General features: G+C 70.1%; 19 protein-coding genes and 1 riboswitch. Of the genes, 16 read left to right on the top strand and 3 right to left on the bottom strand.

Features of this window, described 5'->3' with window-relative positions; translation table 11 throughout:
- The first annotated feature begins 263 nt into the window (after positions 1 to 263).
- From ACFVHO_RS25815 to ACFVHO_RS25755, 13 genes are all read left to right on the top strand, one after another.
- Complete coding sequence (locus ACFVHO_RS25815; protein WP_385719079.1) at positions 264 to 488, top strand: helix-turn-helix domain-containing protein; 225 nt, start codon at positions 264 to 266, stop codon at positions 486 to 488.
- A complete protein-coding gene (locus ACFVHO_RS25810; RefSeq protein ID WP_385719076.1) occupies positions 485 to 748 on the top strand; it encodes a DNA-binding protein in 264 nt (87 codons plus the stop codon). The genes ACFVHO_RS25815 and ACFVHO_RS25810 overlap by 4 nt, the downstream gene beginning before the upstream one ends.
- Positions 749 to 1,046: 298 nt before the next feature.
- Positions 1,047 to 3,401 (top strand): DUF3987 domain-containing protein, encoded by a 2,355-nt coding sequence (locus ACFVHO_RS25805; protein WP_385719073.1) that lies wholly within the window; start codon positions 1,047 to 1,049, stop codon positions 3,399 to 3,401.
- Positions 3,398 to 3,685, top strand: coding sequence for a hypothetical protein (locus tag ACFVHO_RS25800; RefSeq protein WP_385719070.1), 288 nt, complete (start codon positions 3,398 to 3,400; stop codon positions 3,683 to 3,685). The genes ACFVHO_RS25805 and ACFVHO_RS25800 overlap by 4 nt, the downstream gene beginning before the upstream one ends.
- 1 nt (position 3,686) lies before the next feature.
- A complete protein-coding gene (locus tag ACFVHO_RS25795; RefSeq protein ID WP_385719067.1) occupies positions 3,687 to 4,331 on the top strand; it encodes a hypothetical protein in 645 nt (214 codons plus the stop codon).
- Entirely contained in the window at positions 4,328 to 4,540 is a 213-nt protein-coding gene (locus tag ACFVHO_RS25790) for a hypothetical protein (RefSeq protein ID WP_385719064.1), read from the top strand. Before ACFVHO_RS25795 ends, ACFVHO_RS25790 begins: the two co-directional genes overlap by 4 nt.
- A gap of 393 nt (positions 4,541 to 4,933) precedes the next feature.
- Positions 4,934 to 5,281: a hypothetical protein gene (locus ACFVHO_RS25785; protein WP_385719062.1), complete on the top strand. Its 348-nt coding sequence runs from the start codon at positions 4,934 to 4,936 to the stop codon at positions 5,279 to 5,281.
- Positions 5,278 to 5,628 (top strand): hypothetical protein, encoded by a 351-nt coding sequence (locus ACFVHO_RS25780; RefSeq protein WP_385719060.1) that lies wholly within the window; start codon positions 5,278 to 5,280, stop codon positions 5,626 to 5,628. The genes ACFVHO_RS25785 and ACFVHO_RS25780 overlap by 4 nt, the downstream gene beginning before the upstream one ends.
- Positions 5,629 to 5,681: 53 nt before the next feature.
- The gene (locus tag ACFVHO_RS25775) at positions 5,682 to 6,872 is read left to right on the top strand and encodes a tyrosine-type recombinase/integrase (protein ID WP_385719058.1); all 1,191 of its coding nucleotides are present in this window, start codon (positions 5,682 to 5,684) and stop codon (positions 6,870 to 6,872) included.
- A 217-nt stretch (positions 6,873 to 7,089) separates the two neighbouring features.
- Positions 7,090 to 7,719, top strand: a complete 630-nt coding sequence (locus ACFVHO_RS25770; RefSeq protein WP_385719055.1) for an ATP-dependent Clp protease proteolytic subunit — start codon at positions 7,090 to 7,092, stop codon at positions 7,717 to 7,719.
- Positions 7,720 to 7,726: 7 nt separating this feature from the next.
- A complete protein-coding gene (locus ACFVHO_RS25765; RefSeq protein WP_385719186.1) occupies positions 7,727 to 8,056 on the top strand; it encodes a hypothetical protein in 330 nt (109 codons plus the stop codon).
- Between the two features lie 619 nt (positions 8,057 to 8,675).
- Positions 8,676 to 8,840, top strand: a riboswitch (cyclic di-AMP (ydaO/yuaA leader).
- Positions 8,841 to 8,843: 3 nt separating this feature from the next.
- Positions 8,844 to 9,317, top strand: a complete 474-nt coding sequence (locus tag ACFVHO_RS25760; protein WP_385719052.1) for a C40 family peptidase — start codon at positions 8,844 to 8,846, stop codon at positions 9,315 to 9,317.
- Positions 9,318 to 9,420: 103 nt separating this feature from the next.
- Positions 9,421 to 9,981 carry a DUF6328 family protein gene (locus ACFVHO_RS25755; RefSeq protein WP_385719050.1) on the top strand — a complete coding sequence of 187 codons (561 nt, stop codon included), beginning with the start codon at positions 9,421 to 9,423 and terminating at the stop codon, positions 9,979 to 9,981.
- Here ACFVHO_RS25755 and ACFVHO_RS25750 read toward each other — a convergent pair.
- Positions 9,974 to 10,672, bottom strand: a complete 699-nt coding sequence (locus tag ACFVHO_RS25750) for a LysE family translocator (protein ID WP_385719048.1) — start codon at positions 10,670 to 10,672, stop codon at positions 9,974 to 9,976. The genes ACFVHO_RS25755 and ACFVHO_RS25750 overlap by 8 nt on opposite strands.
- A gap of 189 nt (positions 10,673 to 10,861) precedes the next feature.
- Here ACFVHO_RS25750 and ACFVHO_RS25745 point away from each other — a divergent pair, with 189 nt between their 5' ends.
- Positions 10,862 to 11,773: a LysR family transcriptional regulator gene (locus ACFVHO_RS25745; RefSeq protein ID WP_385719045.1), complete on the top strand. Its 912-nt coding sequence runs from the start codon at positions 10,862 to 10,864 to the stop codon at positions 11,771 to 11,773.
- A gap of 9 nt (positions 11,774 to 11,782) precedes the next feature.
- On the opposite strand, the gene ACFVHO_RS25740 is transcribed toward ACFVHO_RS25745, so the two are convergent.
- Complete coding sequence (locus ACFVHO_RS25740) at positions 11,783 to 12,214, bottom strand: ATP-binding protein (protein WP_190114833.1); 432 nt, start codon at positions 12,212 to 12,214, stop codon at positions 11,783 to 11,785.
- A gap of 262 nt (positions 12,215 to 12,476) precedes the next feature.
- Here ACFVHO_RS25740 and ACFVHO_RS25735 point away from each other — a divergent pair, with 262 nt between their 5' ends.
- Both ACFVHO_RS25735 and ACFVHO_RS25730 read left to right on the top strand, forming a co-directional pair.
- Positions 12,477 to 13,337, top strand: a complete 861-nt coding sequence (locus ACFVHO_RS25735) for a helix-turn-helix domain-containing protein (RefSeq protein WP_385719042.1) — start codon at positions 12,477 to 12,479, stop codon at positions 13,335 to 13,337.
- A gap of 9 nt (positions 13,338 to 13,346) precedes the next feature.
- Positions 13,347 to 13,571 carry a DUF397 domain-containing protein gene (locus ACFVHO_RS25730; RefSeq protein WP_385719039.1) on the top strand — a complete coding sequence of 75 codons (225 nt, stop codon included), beginning with the start codon at positions 13,347 to 13,349 and terminating at the stop codon, positions 13,569 to 13,571.
- Between the two features lie 57 nt (positions 13,572 to 13,628).
- Here the strand turns inward: ACFVHO_RS25730 and ACFVHO_RS25725 are convergent, their stop codons facing one another.
- Positions 13,629 to 14,765 carry an 8-amino-7-oxononanoate synthase gene (locus ACFVHO_RS25725; RefSeq protein WP_385719037.1) on the bottom strand — a complete coding sequence of 379 codons (1,137 nt, stop codon included), beginning with the start codon at positions 14,763 to 14,765 and terminating at the stop codon, positions 13,629 to 13,631.
- Between the last annotated feature and the right edge of the window lie 127 nt (positions 14,766 to 14,892).

Here is a 14,892-nt window from a genome sequence, read left to right as displayed (position 1 = left end):
TCATCACGCCGAGAGCCACTACACGCATCGGCTCCCCATGTAGTACGGTATTGCGCCAAAGAGAACACCGAGTTCTAGCCCCCAGGGGCATCCCCCGGCCGACATGGACGGGAGCCGCGATGGCGCCAGGATGCTGGCAAGGGCGAACGGTGAAGCGGCGTAGCGCGATGCAGCCGTAGTACCTGACACAGGGAGCCGAGACGACTTAGACCCGGGATGGGTCAGTCGTGCTCGGCGTTCGTGTTTTCAGGAGACCTTCACCCATGGCTCGGTACTTCTCCGGCCAGCGCCTCCGTGAGACCCGGAAAGCCGCTGGCATCTCCATCGAACGGCTCGCCATCACCATCGGCCGCTCCGCCTACTCCATCCAGGAGTACCAGCGCGGACGCGTTACCCCACCAGTTCACGTCATCGCCGCCCTCGCCGACGCCCTCGGCAGCTCGGTCGACGACCTCCTCACCGAGCAGTCAGGAGACGTGGCCGCATGACCAAGAAAATCCGCCTGGCGACCGACACAACCGCCCGGAAGGCCGCGCAGCCCACCCTGAACGAAATCCGGCAATGGCCAGCCACCGTCAGCGTTGCCCAAGCAGCAACCGCCATCGGCTGCAGCAAGAGCCATCTGCACGAACTCATCAAGCGCGGCGAATCCCCCGTGCAGACGCTCCCGCTCGGCAGCAACCGCACCGTCGTCATCACTGCCGACCTCGTGCGCCTGCTCTCAGGGGAGAAGCAAGGAGCAGCATGAGCACGAACAGCAGCGATCCCCGAGAGGCCCTAACTCCCGGGGATCGTGAAAGCCTCACTGCGGACGGTCGGCTCACCGTCACCGTAGCGCAGGGAGCGCCGCCCCGGGTACAGGGTCGGCTGGACACGTACCGGTCCCGGTCCCGTAAGTGGCACCGACAGGTGAAGGTCGAAAAGTGTCCCGGCTGTGGACACCCGCACCTGCACCGCGCACCCCTCCCGCTCGTTCGCTCCGTCCTCAAGACCGCACCCTGCGGACTCGTCTACGTCGTACAACTGCGGCCCATGACGGTGAAGGCGTGAGCGCCTACGGCCGCGTCGTCGAGGCGCTACAACAGCACGGCAGTAAGGGCCGCGGCACCGCCTGGCAGTGCATCGCTCACGAGGACAAGGCCCCCTCCCTGTCCGTCACCAACGGCAACAAGGGCGTGCTCATCAACTGCCACGCCGGATGCGCCACCGAGGACGTGGTGAGCGCCCTCGGCCTGTCCATGGCCGACCTGTTCGACGAGCCCCTGCAGCAGCAAGAACGGCCGCAGGTCGCCGCCGAGTACCTGTACCCCGACGAGCACGGCGAGGTGCTGTACCTCGTCCGTCGTCTGGAGCCCGGATACAACGGCGAGCGCAAGACGTTCCGCCAGTTCCGGCCCGACGGCACGCCCGGAGTAAAGGGCGTCCGCCGCGTCCTGTACCGCTTGCCCGACGTCATCCGGCAGGCGCAGGCCGGCGGAATCGTCGTCGTAGTCGAGGGCGAGAAGGACGTCGACACCCTCGCCCAGATGGACGTCATCGCCACCTGCAACGTGGGGGGCGCCGGGAAGTGGCACGACGACTACACGGCCGCCCTGCGTGGTTCCTCCGAGGTGGTCGTCGTCGCCGACCGAGACGAGCCCGGACGCAAGCACGCCGCGGCCGTCGAGGACTCCCTGAAGCGCGCCGGGATCCCCGTCCGCGTCCTGGAGTCCGACCGCGCGAAGGACATGACGGACCACATCCGAGCGGGCGGCACGTTCGACGATCTGGTGCCGCCCACACGGACCGCCCCCACCCAAATCGATTCCAGTAATTCCAGCGAACCCCTCTGGGGGCCCGAGGACGCGGCAACCATCCCATCCGCTGGAATAGATGGAACGGAAAATAAGGGGGGCGGTCCGTGTTGGGACCCGCCTCTGCCCGTGCCGAGGCAGACCCTTCCGGCCTTCCCCACGGACGTCCTCGGCGACTCCCTCGCCGCGTGGGTGCGCGCTCAGAGCGCATCCTTGAACGTCTCTGACGACCTGCTCGCCTTCTCCGCCCTCGGCACCATCTCCGCCGCCCTCGGCGGACGGGCCCAGGTGAAGGTGAAGGACGGCTGGGACGCAGAGAACGTCTGTCTGTACTGCCTCGGCCTGGCCGACTCATCCGCGCGCAAGACACCCGCGCTCGACGCGGCCTCGGCACCCATGCGCGACCGCATCGGCCAGCTGCGCGAGGAGCAGCGCGCCCTGGTTGAGCAGAACGAGCAAGAGATCCGAATTACCGAGAAGGAACTCGCCACCGTCGAGAACGACGTCTCCCGCAACAAGGCCACCAAGGAAGACGCCCGCGCCGTCCTCGACACCCTCCTCGAACTCAAGGGCCAGCCCGGCCTGCCGAAGGCCTTCGTCGGGGACGTCACCCTCGAAGCACTCGGCAAGGTCATGGGCGAGAACGGCGGCCGGATGGCCCTGCACGAGTCCGAGGCCGGATTCTTCAAGGCCTGCGCCGGCCTGTACGGCAACGGCCGCGCCGACATCACCCTTGTCCTCAAGGCGTACAGCGGCACCGGCCACGAGATCGACCGTGTCGGCCGCGGTCACGCCTGGATGCCCCGCACTGCCCTGACGCTCACGCTCATCATCCAGCCCGGGGTCGTCGAGCACATGGAGAAGGACAACCCGGAGTTCAAGTCCTCCGGATTCCTGAACCGATTCCTGTACGCCCTGCCCGCACCCATGCCGCCCGGCTCGTTCGACACTCCCGAAGTGCCCTCCGGTGTCGCTCTCGACTACGCGCAGCGCATCGTGCGCCTGGTCGACGACGTCTGGCCGAACGAGAACGTGCGCACGCTCACGCTCACCGCGCGCGCCCGCAAGGTGTTCGCCGAGTTCTACAACCAGACCGAGCACGACAAGGCCGACGGCGGGCAGCTGCACGACATCACCGAGTGGGCCGGAAAGCTGTGTGGCCAGATCATCCGCCTCGCCGCCTGCCTCGCCCTCTACGAATCCTCGGCAGCCTCGGAGATCGACGAGGACGCCATGACCCGCGCAGTCTGCCTGTCGCCCTACCTCGTCGCCCACGCACGGGCGGCATTCGCGCTCATGTCTCGCGACGGGGACAGCGGCCGGAAGCTCCTGCGCGACATCCTCGACCGGCTTCCCGACCTTCTGGCCGACGACTTTACCGTCACCGCGCGCAAGATCCGCGAATCGTTCAAGGGCCGCAAGGCCACCGGGTCGGCTGGCGCTGTCGACGCCGAAGCCATCAAGGACGCCATGGACGAACTCGAAGAACTCGGCTGGGTCGCCGAGATTCCGGCACCACCCCGCAAACCAGGCCAGCGGGGGCAGCGGCCCTCGCCCAAGTACGACGTCCATCCATGGATTTACGACCCGCCGAAGGAGGCGCCGTGACCTCTCACGTGGAGGAGCAGATACGGAAGCGGATCGCCGCGGCCAAGCAGCGACCCCAGGAGGACCGGGCTGCGTTCGCCGAGGCACGCGCGGCCGGCCTCGACTCGCGCAAGCGCACCAAGCTGCGCCGCATCTTCTGCGCGACCTGCGCCAAGCTCCAGCGCAAAGGGACGTACCTGCGCTGCCCCCTCGGCTGCGGGGACGCCGTGTGTAAGACACGCGCTGCCTGCGGCAACACCCACCTCCGCCAATGCCCCAACCGGCCCATCCCTGAAGGAGACTGACATGCCCCTCGACGACACCTCGTTCGCCCGCATCTCCAAGCTAGTCGAGCAGTACAACGCCAAGTCCAAGAAGATCCGCGACGACGACAACCTGTCCCACGTCGGCAAGCAGCGCGCCCTCGCCGCGCTCTACGTCCAGCACCGCGACCAGATCGGCGACATCCGCGAGAAGGCCAACCAGGCGTACACCAACCGCAAGGGCTACCTCATGGGTGAGGTCTTCGGCGTCCACGGCGCCACCAACCCCGCCGAGGTCATGGCCATGCGCGACGCCATGGACCGGGCCGCCGACATCGACACCCCCGCCAAGGCCCGCAGGATGTTCCAGCAGGCCCACCTCACCGGCGACGAATACCTGCGCCGAGCCATCGCCGCCACCGCCTTCGACCGCCGCGGCGACAGCGACCTCGGCGACCACTGGGCCGGCCTCTTCAACGACTACGCCCAGACGCAGGACGACCGTCGGCAGGGGCTCGTCGCCGAGCTCGACCAGCTGCACCAGGCCAACGGCAAGCGGGCCCGACTGCAGGAGAACATCCTGTGCAACCTCAGCAAGCCCTCCGAGCTCAACGGCTGGGGCGACATCGACGCGGTAGCCGCCGGCGCCATCAACCTCGGGCCCGAGTCGGAAGGCGACGCGGCATGAGCACCGACCCCATCCGCCAGGCCGTGGCAGCGAAGCGGCAGATCGTGCGGTACACGCTGCCCGCAGGGTTCGCACCCGAGCCCGAGCCGACCCCGGTCGACGTCGAGTCGCTCACCCCCGGCACCGGCCCGGTACGGGCGCAGGAGACGGGCACCGAGGCGTTCGACCGCTTCCTGCGCGACAGCAGGGCAGGCGCCTACGGGGCGTAGGGCATGGCACCACATGCCCTGGTGCATGGGCGTGTGGTGCACAGACCGCTCGCGGACCGCTTGTCACGGGGCCGGAACGCGAGAGACGGCGGGAGTTCTCCTTTCCTCCGCGGCCGTCACCGGGCGCCCGGCCACCCGTGCGGCGGGGCGCCCGGACGATCGCTGATCAACAGGGGTGGGGCGCCGCCCCCAACGATCAGCGATCTTCGGATCGGGCACGTTAGCCCCTCGCGGAGCGGGGACCCTAAAAAGATCGTTAGGCACCCCTCTGACCTGCGGAAACGCCATGGCGAGATCACGCCGAGCGGGCCACCGGCCGCGCGTCAAAGCTTCCCGGTACCGGGAAAACCACAGGTCAGACGGCATGTTGCCGTCACACATCGGGAGGTTGGGATGCAGGAAGCACCCGAGGAACTGGGCACGTCGGGCACTCGCCTGTGGGAGTCGGTCACGTCGGTGTTCGGTCTGGATGTGCACGAGCAGCTGCTGTTGCTGCAGGCGTGCCGGACCGCGGACCTGCTCGACCGGCTGTCCGCTGAGGTCGCGGTCGGCGGGCTGACGGTGGTGAACCAGAAGGGGGACCGGATCTCGAACCCGGTTGTCGTCGAGCAGCGTCAGCAGTCGCTCGTGCTGGCCCGTCTGCTGGCCTCCCTGCGCCTGCCAGAGGGCGAGTCGGACGAGCGTCCGCAGCGCCGCGGGGCGGCCCGTAAGAGCTACGGCATCCGGGGGTCGGTCGCGTGAGGCGCCTGGCCCGTCCGTCGCCGGCCGCCGACGAGATCCCGGGGCGTCTGCGGGAGTTGGACCCGGAGGACTACCGGCAGACGGCGCTGCAGTCGCTGAGGGATCATCCGGGAGACGTGTGGTGCGCGGCTGTGTCTGTCTGGCGGGCCTGGCAGCACGAAGCGCAGGACTGGCAGGCCGAGCGGGGCCTGGTTCCCGGCTCGAGCGGCTACAAGCGGCAACTCGGTCCCGGCCGCCCACCCATGGCGTGGGTCTGCGCCGAGTTCGCGCGCTCCGTCAACGACGCCCCGACCATCTGCCCGAAGGCGTGCGTTACGCACGCCGCCATGGTCACGCCCCTGCGCTGACGGGTTCAGGACAGCCCCAGTCACCCACCAGTTCCAGTAGAGAAGAGGCCCCGATGGCTGACCAGATCAAGAAGGTCACGCTGAAGAGCGGCAAGGTCCGATACCGCGCCGTCGTCGACGTCGGCCGCCACGCCGACGGCAGGCGCAACCAGGTCACGATCACCCGCGACACGTCCACAGAGGTAAGCAACGAGATCGCCCGCGTCCGTCACCAGCGGGCGGTGGGCACGTTCGTGGCGCCCAACAAGCTCACGGTGTCTGAGGTGCTCGACATGTGGCTCGCCAAGAAGGCGCGCGACCTGGAGGAGAGCACGATCCAGGGGTACAGGAACGCCCTCTGCCACGTGTACGAGTACCTCGGCCACATCCGCGTGCAGGAACTGGAAGAGGACCACGTCGATTCCATGGTCGCCTGGCTGCTGGTGGCGGCCCGTAGGCGTGGCGGGAAGGCCGGTACCGGCCTGGCTCCCAGTACGACCGAGGGCGTCCTGGGCCGCTTCAAGGAGGCGCTCGGGTGGGCGGTCGTCCGTAAGCTCGTGCACGCGAACGTCGCGCAGTACGTGCAGCTGCCGCGCAAGGCGTGGAAGGAGCACCGTCGCGCCAACAAGCGGCCGGCGCCCTGGAACGTGGTCGAGGTGAAGGACTTCCTGCTCGGCATCCGCGACGACCGCATCTTCGCCCCGCTCATGCTCAGCCTGATGGGGCTGCGCCCCGCCGAGGTGGCTGGACTGCGCTGGCAGGACGTCGACCTCGACGCCGGAACGCTGGAGATCGCAAACACCCGCACGATGATCGGCAACGCCCGGGTGCTGGAGAAGGACACCAAGACCGAGGCCGGTGAGCGCGCCCTCCCCCTACCCAAGCCCGTGCGCCAGGCCCTGCTCTCGTTCAAGGCCATTCAGGAGATCGAACAGATGTCACTGGGCGCCTACTACAAGGCGTCCGGTTACATGTTCGTGGATCATCTCGGCGAACCGCTTACTACCCGGTACCTGCGCGAGCACGCCTACGTCCTCATGGGGCAGTTGAGCCTGCGCAAGGTCCGCCTCTACGACGCCCGGCACTCGTGCCTGACGTTCCTCGCCGTCAACGGCGTTCCAGACGTCGTCCTGGCGGCCTGGGCCGGGCACGTGAGCGCTTCGTTCACGAAAAAGGTGTACGTCCACCCGAGCCCTGATGACCTTCGTGTCGCGTCTGATCACCTCACGACGTTGCTCGGCTTCGGGGACGAGGCTGTCGCCTAACCGACTAGTCGGTCGTGAGGATCTGTGACAGATCTGCCAATAGCGAACCCCAGGAATGCCCTCTGGCCTGGCACTTCTTGATGACCACTAGGAGGTGCCCCCATCATAACGTCATGTACGTCCTGTACATTTTTTACAGAGGCCGTCGCCCGGCGACGGCGCCCGCACGCATGCCCGTGCGTCCGCACGCATGCCGCACAGATGGGGAGGCACGTCCATGCAGCAGCCGTTCGCCCGCCATGTCCTGCCGGAGTTCACCGAGCGCACCAGCTCGGGCCTGCGCACGCTGGATCCGTACTCCAAGCTCCTGGAGGAGCGGATCGTCTTCCTCGGCACCCCCGTCGACGACGTCTCCGCGAACGACGTCATGGCGCAGCTGCTGCACCTGGAGTACCTCGCGCCGGACCGGGACATCTCGCTGTACATCAACTCGCCCGGCGGCTCGTTCAGCGCGGCCACGGCGATCTACGACACCCTGCGGTACACGAGTTGCGACGTGGAGACCGTCTGCCTCGGCCAGGCCGCGTCCGCCGCCGCCGTCCTGCTCGCCGCGGGCACGCCGGGGAAGCGGTCGATCCTGCCCGGCGCCCGGGTGCTGCTCCAGCAGCCCGCGCTCGCCGAGGCGTTGCGGGGCCAGCCGACCGACCTCGCCATCCAGGCCGAGGAACTGCGGCGCACCCGCGCGCTCCTCGAGGAGATGCTCGTACGGCACACGGGGCGCGACGCCGAGCGGATCGCGGCGGCCGTCGAGCGCGACACCGTCCTGGACGCCGCGGCCGCGGTGGAGTTCGGCCTGGTGGACCGCATCGTGCCGAACCGTGGCGCCACGACCGCGACCGCCGGGTGAGGCCCGGGTGCTGCCCGAACTGCCGCCGCTGCCCGCCCTGACCCGTGCCGAGGGCGAGCTGATCGACGCCTATCTCGCGGTGGTGGACCTGGTCGGCCGTATCAACCCGGCGCGCGCGGAGCACACGTACGGCGGCCTGCGCGCCGCACAAGCCCTCGTCAGCAGGGCGGTGGAGTTGCGGGACGCCCTGACGCTGATGCACCAGCGGGGCGAGGCCGAGGTCCACACGGCGACGCTGGCCCGGGCGTTGCGCACGCTGGACGGCGAGCAACGTGCCGCGCGCGTGGCCCTGCCGCCGCCCGCGGTCGACGAGGAGGCACCGCCGACGGGTGGCTGACCGAGCCGCCGAGGGCGGGGCCCCATCCGCCAAGAGGCAACAAGAGGTGAGGAGACGGGGTGACCACACCCATAATCGGCGAGTCGGCCAAGCGTTTCTGCTAGGAGTTGACGGGGCGGTCGAGGCCGATTCGGCCGGTCCCGCACACCCCCCTGCGCCGAACCGCCGCGCCTCCTTCGCGGCCGCGCACCCGAGGTGCGCCGTCGCACCGGATGCCCGTCCGAGCGCCACGGCCGCAGCGCGCCCGCGCCGTCCGCCCGTTGGGGGTGCGGACGCGCGGACGGGCGTCGAGCCGCTTCCGGCCCGGACCGGGATGCGACCAGAGGCGGTAGCTCTTTCAGCGTAGGAAACACTCGCACGCGTGTGCCCCTGAAGTTGCACAACTCCCTTACGCGGCGCCCGGAACCGGACGTTCCATCGCTGTTCGGGCAATCGTCTCCGACTGTGACCCAGGCCCCTTTCGGGCTCTGTCCACCTGAACGGGTCAGTCGTGAGGAGCCTCACATACGGCCGATTCGGCTCGGTTTTTTCGCCACTCTCGGGTGAAGATCCCTTCCGACGACAAGCCCCCGCCACAAGCGGCGGGGCGGTCCGGGCGGACGCCGAGTCCTGCCGCCACCCGGATGACCGGTCGACATCTGTGCATCGGCAGGAGTGGAGGACCCAGCAAGGCGGGCCGTCCGGGAAACCGGCCGGCCCTTGGGGTGAAGTCGCGACGCGACCGGGCATCTTCGCCTGCCCGAACCCGACAGGTCATCCTTCACAGGCGGCTGACGAAGGGTTGCGCATGACTGCGCTGAATCGTGTTCCGTCGTTGCTGACGAGGGCCGGAACGGCATCGGCTCTCACGCTCGCCGCCGTGGGCGGCACCATCGTGGCCCCCGGGCTCGTCTCCGAGGCCGAGGCCGCCACACACGGGACGAAGGCGCTCAAGATCGCGGCTTCCAAGAAGGGCTCTCCGTACGGCTACGGAGCCGTGGGGCCGCACCGGTTCGACTGCTCGGGACTCACGCTCTACTCGTACAAGCGCGTGGGCAAGAAGCTGCCGCGAACCGCCGCGCAGCAGTACAACAAGACCCGCCATGTCTCCAAGAGCAACCGCACCCGCGGTGACCTGGTGTTCTTCCACTCCGGTCGGAACGTCTACCACGTCGGCATCTACGCCGGTAAGAACAAGATCTGGCACGCCCCGAAGCGGGGCACGGTGGTCCGCCTGGAGAAGATCTGGACGAACAGCGTCTGGTACGGCCGGGTCCGCTGACCTGGGCGCCCGGACGGCGCTGTCTTCGGGCAGGCAGCGCCGTCCGGGCGTCACCGGGCCGACGCGAGGAGTGGTTTGCGTCGGCCCGGGATACTCGTAGTGCATGCACCAGAACGCCCCAGGCGACGGCCCCCCGTCAGCGGGCACCGCCGCGCACGACCACAGCCGAGGCCGCGACGACGGCCGCAACGAGACCCGGCTGGAACGCGCCGACCGCAACTTCGTCGAAATCCTGCAGGAGCTGAGGGTCACCCAGACCGGCGTGCAGCTCCTCTTCGCGTTTCTGCTCACGCTCGCCTTCACACCCCGGTTCCCCTCGCTCGACTCCCTCCAGCGCGCCACCTACGTGACCACGCTGCTGCTCGCCGTCCTCGCGGCCGCGCTGTTCACCGCACCCGCCGCGTTGCACCGGGGGCTGTTCCAACGCGGCGCGAAGCCGGTCATCGTCAAGGTGTCGTCCCGGCTCGCCGGGGCCGGACTCGCCGTCCTGGTCCTCGCGCTCACCGGTTCGGTCCTGCTCGTCGTGGACGTGGCGGCGAGCCGCACCGGCGCCTGCTTCGCCGCCGCGGCCACGCTGCTGGTGTGCGGTGGCCTGTGGGGGCTGCTGCCGTGGGCGGTCGCGCGACGGCAGCGACCAGACGGTCCGGCTGACCGGGCTACGTGAACAGCGGTTCCGCGAGGAGCGCCAGGCCCAGCGCCGTGAGCGCCACCCCGGTGCCGCCCTCGATCGCCCTGGCCGCCCGGGGTTCCCGCAGCCAGCGGCCGAGCCGGTCCACCAGGAGCGCGACAGCCGGGAACCACAGCAACGCGAAGGCCACGACGATCGTGGCGAGCAGCAACGTGCGCGGCATCGCGGGGCTCCCCTCGGGCACGAACTGAGGCAGCACGCTCAGGAACGTCAGGGACGCCTTGGGGTTGAGGGCGTTGGTGAGGAAGCCCTCGCGCAGACCGCCGCCACGCCCACCAGTCGCCGCCCGCACGTCCTCCTCCCCCACAGATCTCTCAGTATCCGCAGATCCCCCAGATCCCTCCGGCCCTTGCGGCCCCGACAGCCGTCCGCCCGCCGCCTCCCACCGCACCGCCGACCACAGCGCCCGCACCCCCAGATACAGCACATAGCCACCGCCCACCACCTGCAGCGTGCGGAACAGCGCGGGCACCGCCGCGAGGACGGCCGCGACCCCGGCGACGGCGAGCGCCGTGTGCACGAGGAGGCCCGCCGCGATGCCGAGCGCGCAGAGCACTCCGGCGCGGCGGGAGGCGAGGGCGTTGCGTACGACGACGGTGAAGTCGGCGCCGGGCACGGCGACCATGCCTGCGGCGACGCCGGTGAAGGCGACCAGTTGAGCGTCCATGACGGCCACTCTGCCGCGCGGCGGCCTTCAGCAGGTATATAGGATCTTCTGCGTCTGCCTTAAGCATCTGTTTAGGCTGGGCTGCCGGTAGGATCCGGCGGCGGTCCCGGAAGGCCGGGACGACGGCGGCTGCGTACCACGGCGGGACCGCGGCAGGACGCGGGCCACGGCCACAGGAAGAGGCACGGCATGTACGACCCGACGCGGCTCGCGGCGCTCGTGGCGGTCTCCGAAGCCGGTTCCATCACCCGCGCAGCCGAACGGCTCGGCTACACGGTGCCCGCGCTCTCCCAGCAGCTCGCCAAGCTGGAGCGGGAGGCGGGGGCGGCACTGCTCGTGCGGCACCACCGGGGCGCGCGGCTCACCGGCGCGGGCGAGTTGCTCCTGGCGCGCGCCCGCCGTGTCCTGGACGAGATGGAGCTGGCCCGGCACGAGCTGGCGCAGTTCGTGGGCTTGTCGGGCGGGCGCCTGCGGGTCGCCACGTTCACGACGGCGGGCATCCATCTGCTGCCGCCCGCCCTCACCGCGTTCCGCCGGGCACATCCGGACGTCGAGCTGACGGTCACCGGCTACGAACCGCCGCTGGGTGTGGCCGCGGTGGCGGCGGGCGACGCCGACGTGGCCCTGACGCACACGTACGAACCCGCGGAGCTGCCCGCGCCGCCCGCGTCCGTGACCCTGGAGCCGGTCCTCGTCGAGGAGTTGGTGCTCGTGACGGCGCCGGGGCACGCGCTGACGGCGGGCACCGGGCGGCTTCCGCTCGCCGAGCTCTCCGGTCAGCCCCTGATCAGCATGGCGCCGGCGCATCCGCCGCGGCAGGGTGTGGAGGCGGCGCTCGCGCGGGCGGGGGCGGCGCCCGCGGTGCTCGTTCAGACGCCGGACTACGCGCTGGTGTGCGCGATGGTCAGCGCGGGTCTCGGTGCCGCGGTGGTGCCGGAGATGGTGGCCCGGACGGCGGCGACCCCGGTCGGCGTCCGGCCGTTGGAACCGGGTGACCTGCGGCGCACCATCTGGGTCTGCCACCGCACCGACGAGTCGAGCCCGGCCGCGGACACGTTCCGTGCGCTGCTGCGGGGGACGTTCGGCCGCTCGGCCGGCTGAGGCACGGCGTCAACTCTGGACCGGCACCGACCACGGCAGGGTGATCCAGACCGTCTTGCCGCCCTCCGCCGTCGGGCAGACCGAGAGTCTGCCGCCGCACTCGGCGGTGAGCCAGCGGATGATGACCATGCCCCGGCCGTTGTCCTGCTGGACGGCGGCGGGCAGGCGGCGGGGGAAGCGCGGGTGGCTGTCCGTGACGCCGATGCGCAGCCGCTCGTCGCGGTCGAGCTGCACGTCCACGGTGAACGTCGGCGACTGGCCGAGGGTGTGCTGGACGGCGTTCGTGGCGAGTTCGGAGACGATGAGCCGCACCGTGTCGGCGACGTCGGCGTCGGCCGGTAGGCCCCACTCCGACAAGGTGTCCGCCACGTACCTGCGGGCGGCCGCGACCGAGACAGGATCGCTCGGCAGAGTGACTGATACTTCCTGGTGGTCTGCCATGGCGACACTGTCCCTTTCCCACCGGGACCGGACTCCGACTCGTGGCGGAAGAACTCGAGGACAGTCCCGGAACTGGTGCTTCGCGCCAGAGTGCCACTCCTGGGCCGGTGACGCGCGGCGATCCACCGAGATGTGCATATATCTGTCGCTCGAAGCGGTGAACTCTGCGACGGCAGACCGTATTTGGGCGCAACACTGGCGCTTCCTCTACAGTCTCCCGCTGTCCCGTACGGTTGGCGCGGACGTCCGGAAGGAGACGGACATGCAGTACGGTCCCGCGGTGCGGCGCCGCAAGCTCGGTGCGGAGTTGCGCGCGCTGCGCGGGCAGGCCGGACTCACCAGCGGCGAGGCCGCCGCCAGGGTGGGCTGGCACCAGTCGAAGGTGAGCCGCATCGAGACCGGGCGCTCCGGGGTGCGCGCCTCGGACGTGCGGCTGCTCCTTGAGGCTTACGAGGTCGACGATCCGCAGCTGCGCGAGCTGTTGGTCGTGCTCGCGGGCGGGGAGGACGAGAACGGGCGGCACCATTGGTGGCACGCCTACCGCGGTCTGCTGCCCCCGGCGTACCGCGACTTCATCAGTCTGGAGTCACAGGCCTGCCGGGTGCGCACGCTGGAGACCACCGTGGTCCCCGGCCTGCTGCAGACGCCTGACTACGCCCTCGCAGTGACACGTGCCGCGCTCGGCGGGCTGCCCGAGGAACAGGTGAGGGCCCTGGTGCAGGTGCGCCTAGCGCGTCAGGACGTGCTGCGCAGCGAGCCGCCGCTGCGACTGAGCGTGATCCTCGACGAGGCGGTGCTCAGGCGCCAGATCGGCGGTCCCGAGGTCCTCGCCGGGCAGTTGCGGCGGCTCCTGGAGGCGGCGCGGCTTCCTCAAGTGCGCATCCAGGTGTTGCCGTTCGTCTCCGGTGAGCACGTCGGGCTCATCGGGCCTTTCGTTATTCTCTCCTTTCCGAACATTTCTGATCTGGATGTGGTTGTTCTCGACCACTTGACGAGTAGCCTCTACCTCGAACGGAAAGAAGACCTTCGGGCGTACACCGACGCCTTCAACTCCCTTCAGGGACAGGCGCTTTCCGTTCAGGATTCAATGGATTTCATCGCCGGGTTAGGTGACGGCGCGTAAGGAGGCACCATGACTGCACTGCCTCGGTCCGTTCCCTCCAGCGCGTCTCTCAGGGACGCGCGGTGGCGGCGCAGCAGCCGCAGCAATGGAATGAACAACTGCGTGGAGACAGCGCCGCTCGGTTCGGGACCGCTCGCCGGTCTGTTCGCCGTGCGCGACTCGAAGGACGCGGCGGGTCCAGCCGTGCTCTTCTCCCCTGCCGCCTGGGAGGACTTCATCGACGCCCTTCGGTGAAGCCCGGGTGAGAGCGCCGGACCCTGGACCCAGGTCTCAGGTGCCAGATCTCAGGAGTCAGGGTGCGGTGCGGCTGATCGTGGCGACGGCCTCGGCGACCTGTGCGTCGCTCAGGTCGGCCCGTGCGGTCAGCCGCAACCGTGAGACGCCGTCGGGAACCGACGGCGGGCGGAAACAGCCCACAGCCAGGCCCTCGCGGCGGCAGTCCGCCGCCCAGCGCACAGCGGCCTCCGGCGACGGCGCGCGCACGGAGACGACGGCGGCGTCAGGACGTACCGCCGAAAGCCCTTCCCGCGTCAGGAGTTCGTGCAGCGTCGTGGCCACCGCACGCGCGCGGGCGGCCCGTTCCGGCTCCCGGCGCAGCAGGCGCAGGGCGGCGAGCGCCGAACCGGCGGCGGCCGGGGCGAGCCCGGTGTCGAAGATGAGGGTCCGGGCCGCGTTGACCAGGTGTGCGATGACCTTGGCCGGGCCGAGCACGGCCCCGCCCTGGCTGCCGAGCGACTTCGACAGGGTGACCGTGACCACGGTGTCGGCGCTCCCCGCGAGCCCGGCGGCGTGCGGCGCGCCACGGCCGCCGTCCCCGAGCACCCCGAGCCCGTGCGCGTCGTCGACGAGCAGGCCCGCCCCGGCCTCGCGGCAGACGGCGGCGAGCTCGGACAGCGGCGTCGCGTCCCCGTCGACGGAGAACACCGAGTCGGTCACCACGACCGCGGGCCCCTCGTGGGTGCCGAGCGCCTTGCGCACCGCGGCCGGGTCGGCGTGCGGCACCACCTGCGTCGTGCCCCGGGCGAGGCGGCAGCCGTCGATCAGGGAGGCGTGGTTGCCCGCGTCGGACACGATCAGCGAGCCGTGCGGGGCGAGCGCGGTGACCGCGGCGAGGTTCGCCGCGTAGCCGGAGGACAGCACCAGGGCCGCCTCGAAGCCGCAGAAGTCGGCCAGCTCACGCTCCAGTTCGGCGTGCAGTTCGGTGGTGCCCGTCACCAGGCGGGAGCCCGTGGCGCCCGCGCCCCAGCGCCGGGCCGCGGTCGCGGCCGCGGCGGTGACCTCCGGGTGACGGGTCAGTCCCAGATAGTCGTTTCCCGCGAGGTCGAGCAGATGGGATTCGGCCGGGCGCGGGCGCAGCGTGCGCACCAGGCCCGCCTGTGCACGCAGCCGCGCCTGCTCGTCGATCCAGTCGAACGGCGAGCCAGCCATGGGACCTCCGGGGCGTCACGGGTCGACGTACGTGCCGTGCTCGGACGGAACGTACGGACCGGGGGTGTTTGTAGACAGTGCACAGACCCTAGCGGCCGCACCACCGGGCCATGGTGTGGCAATACCC

The sequence above is a fragment of the Streptomyces sp. NPDC127108 genome (assembly GCF_042677545.1).
Classification (GTDB): domain Bacteria; phylum Actinomycetota; class Actinomycetes; order Streptomycetales; family Streptomycetaceae; genus Streptomyces.
The sequence above is the reverse complement of the archived record's forward strand: the minus strand, read 5'-3'. Positions and strand labels throughout refer to the sequence as shown.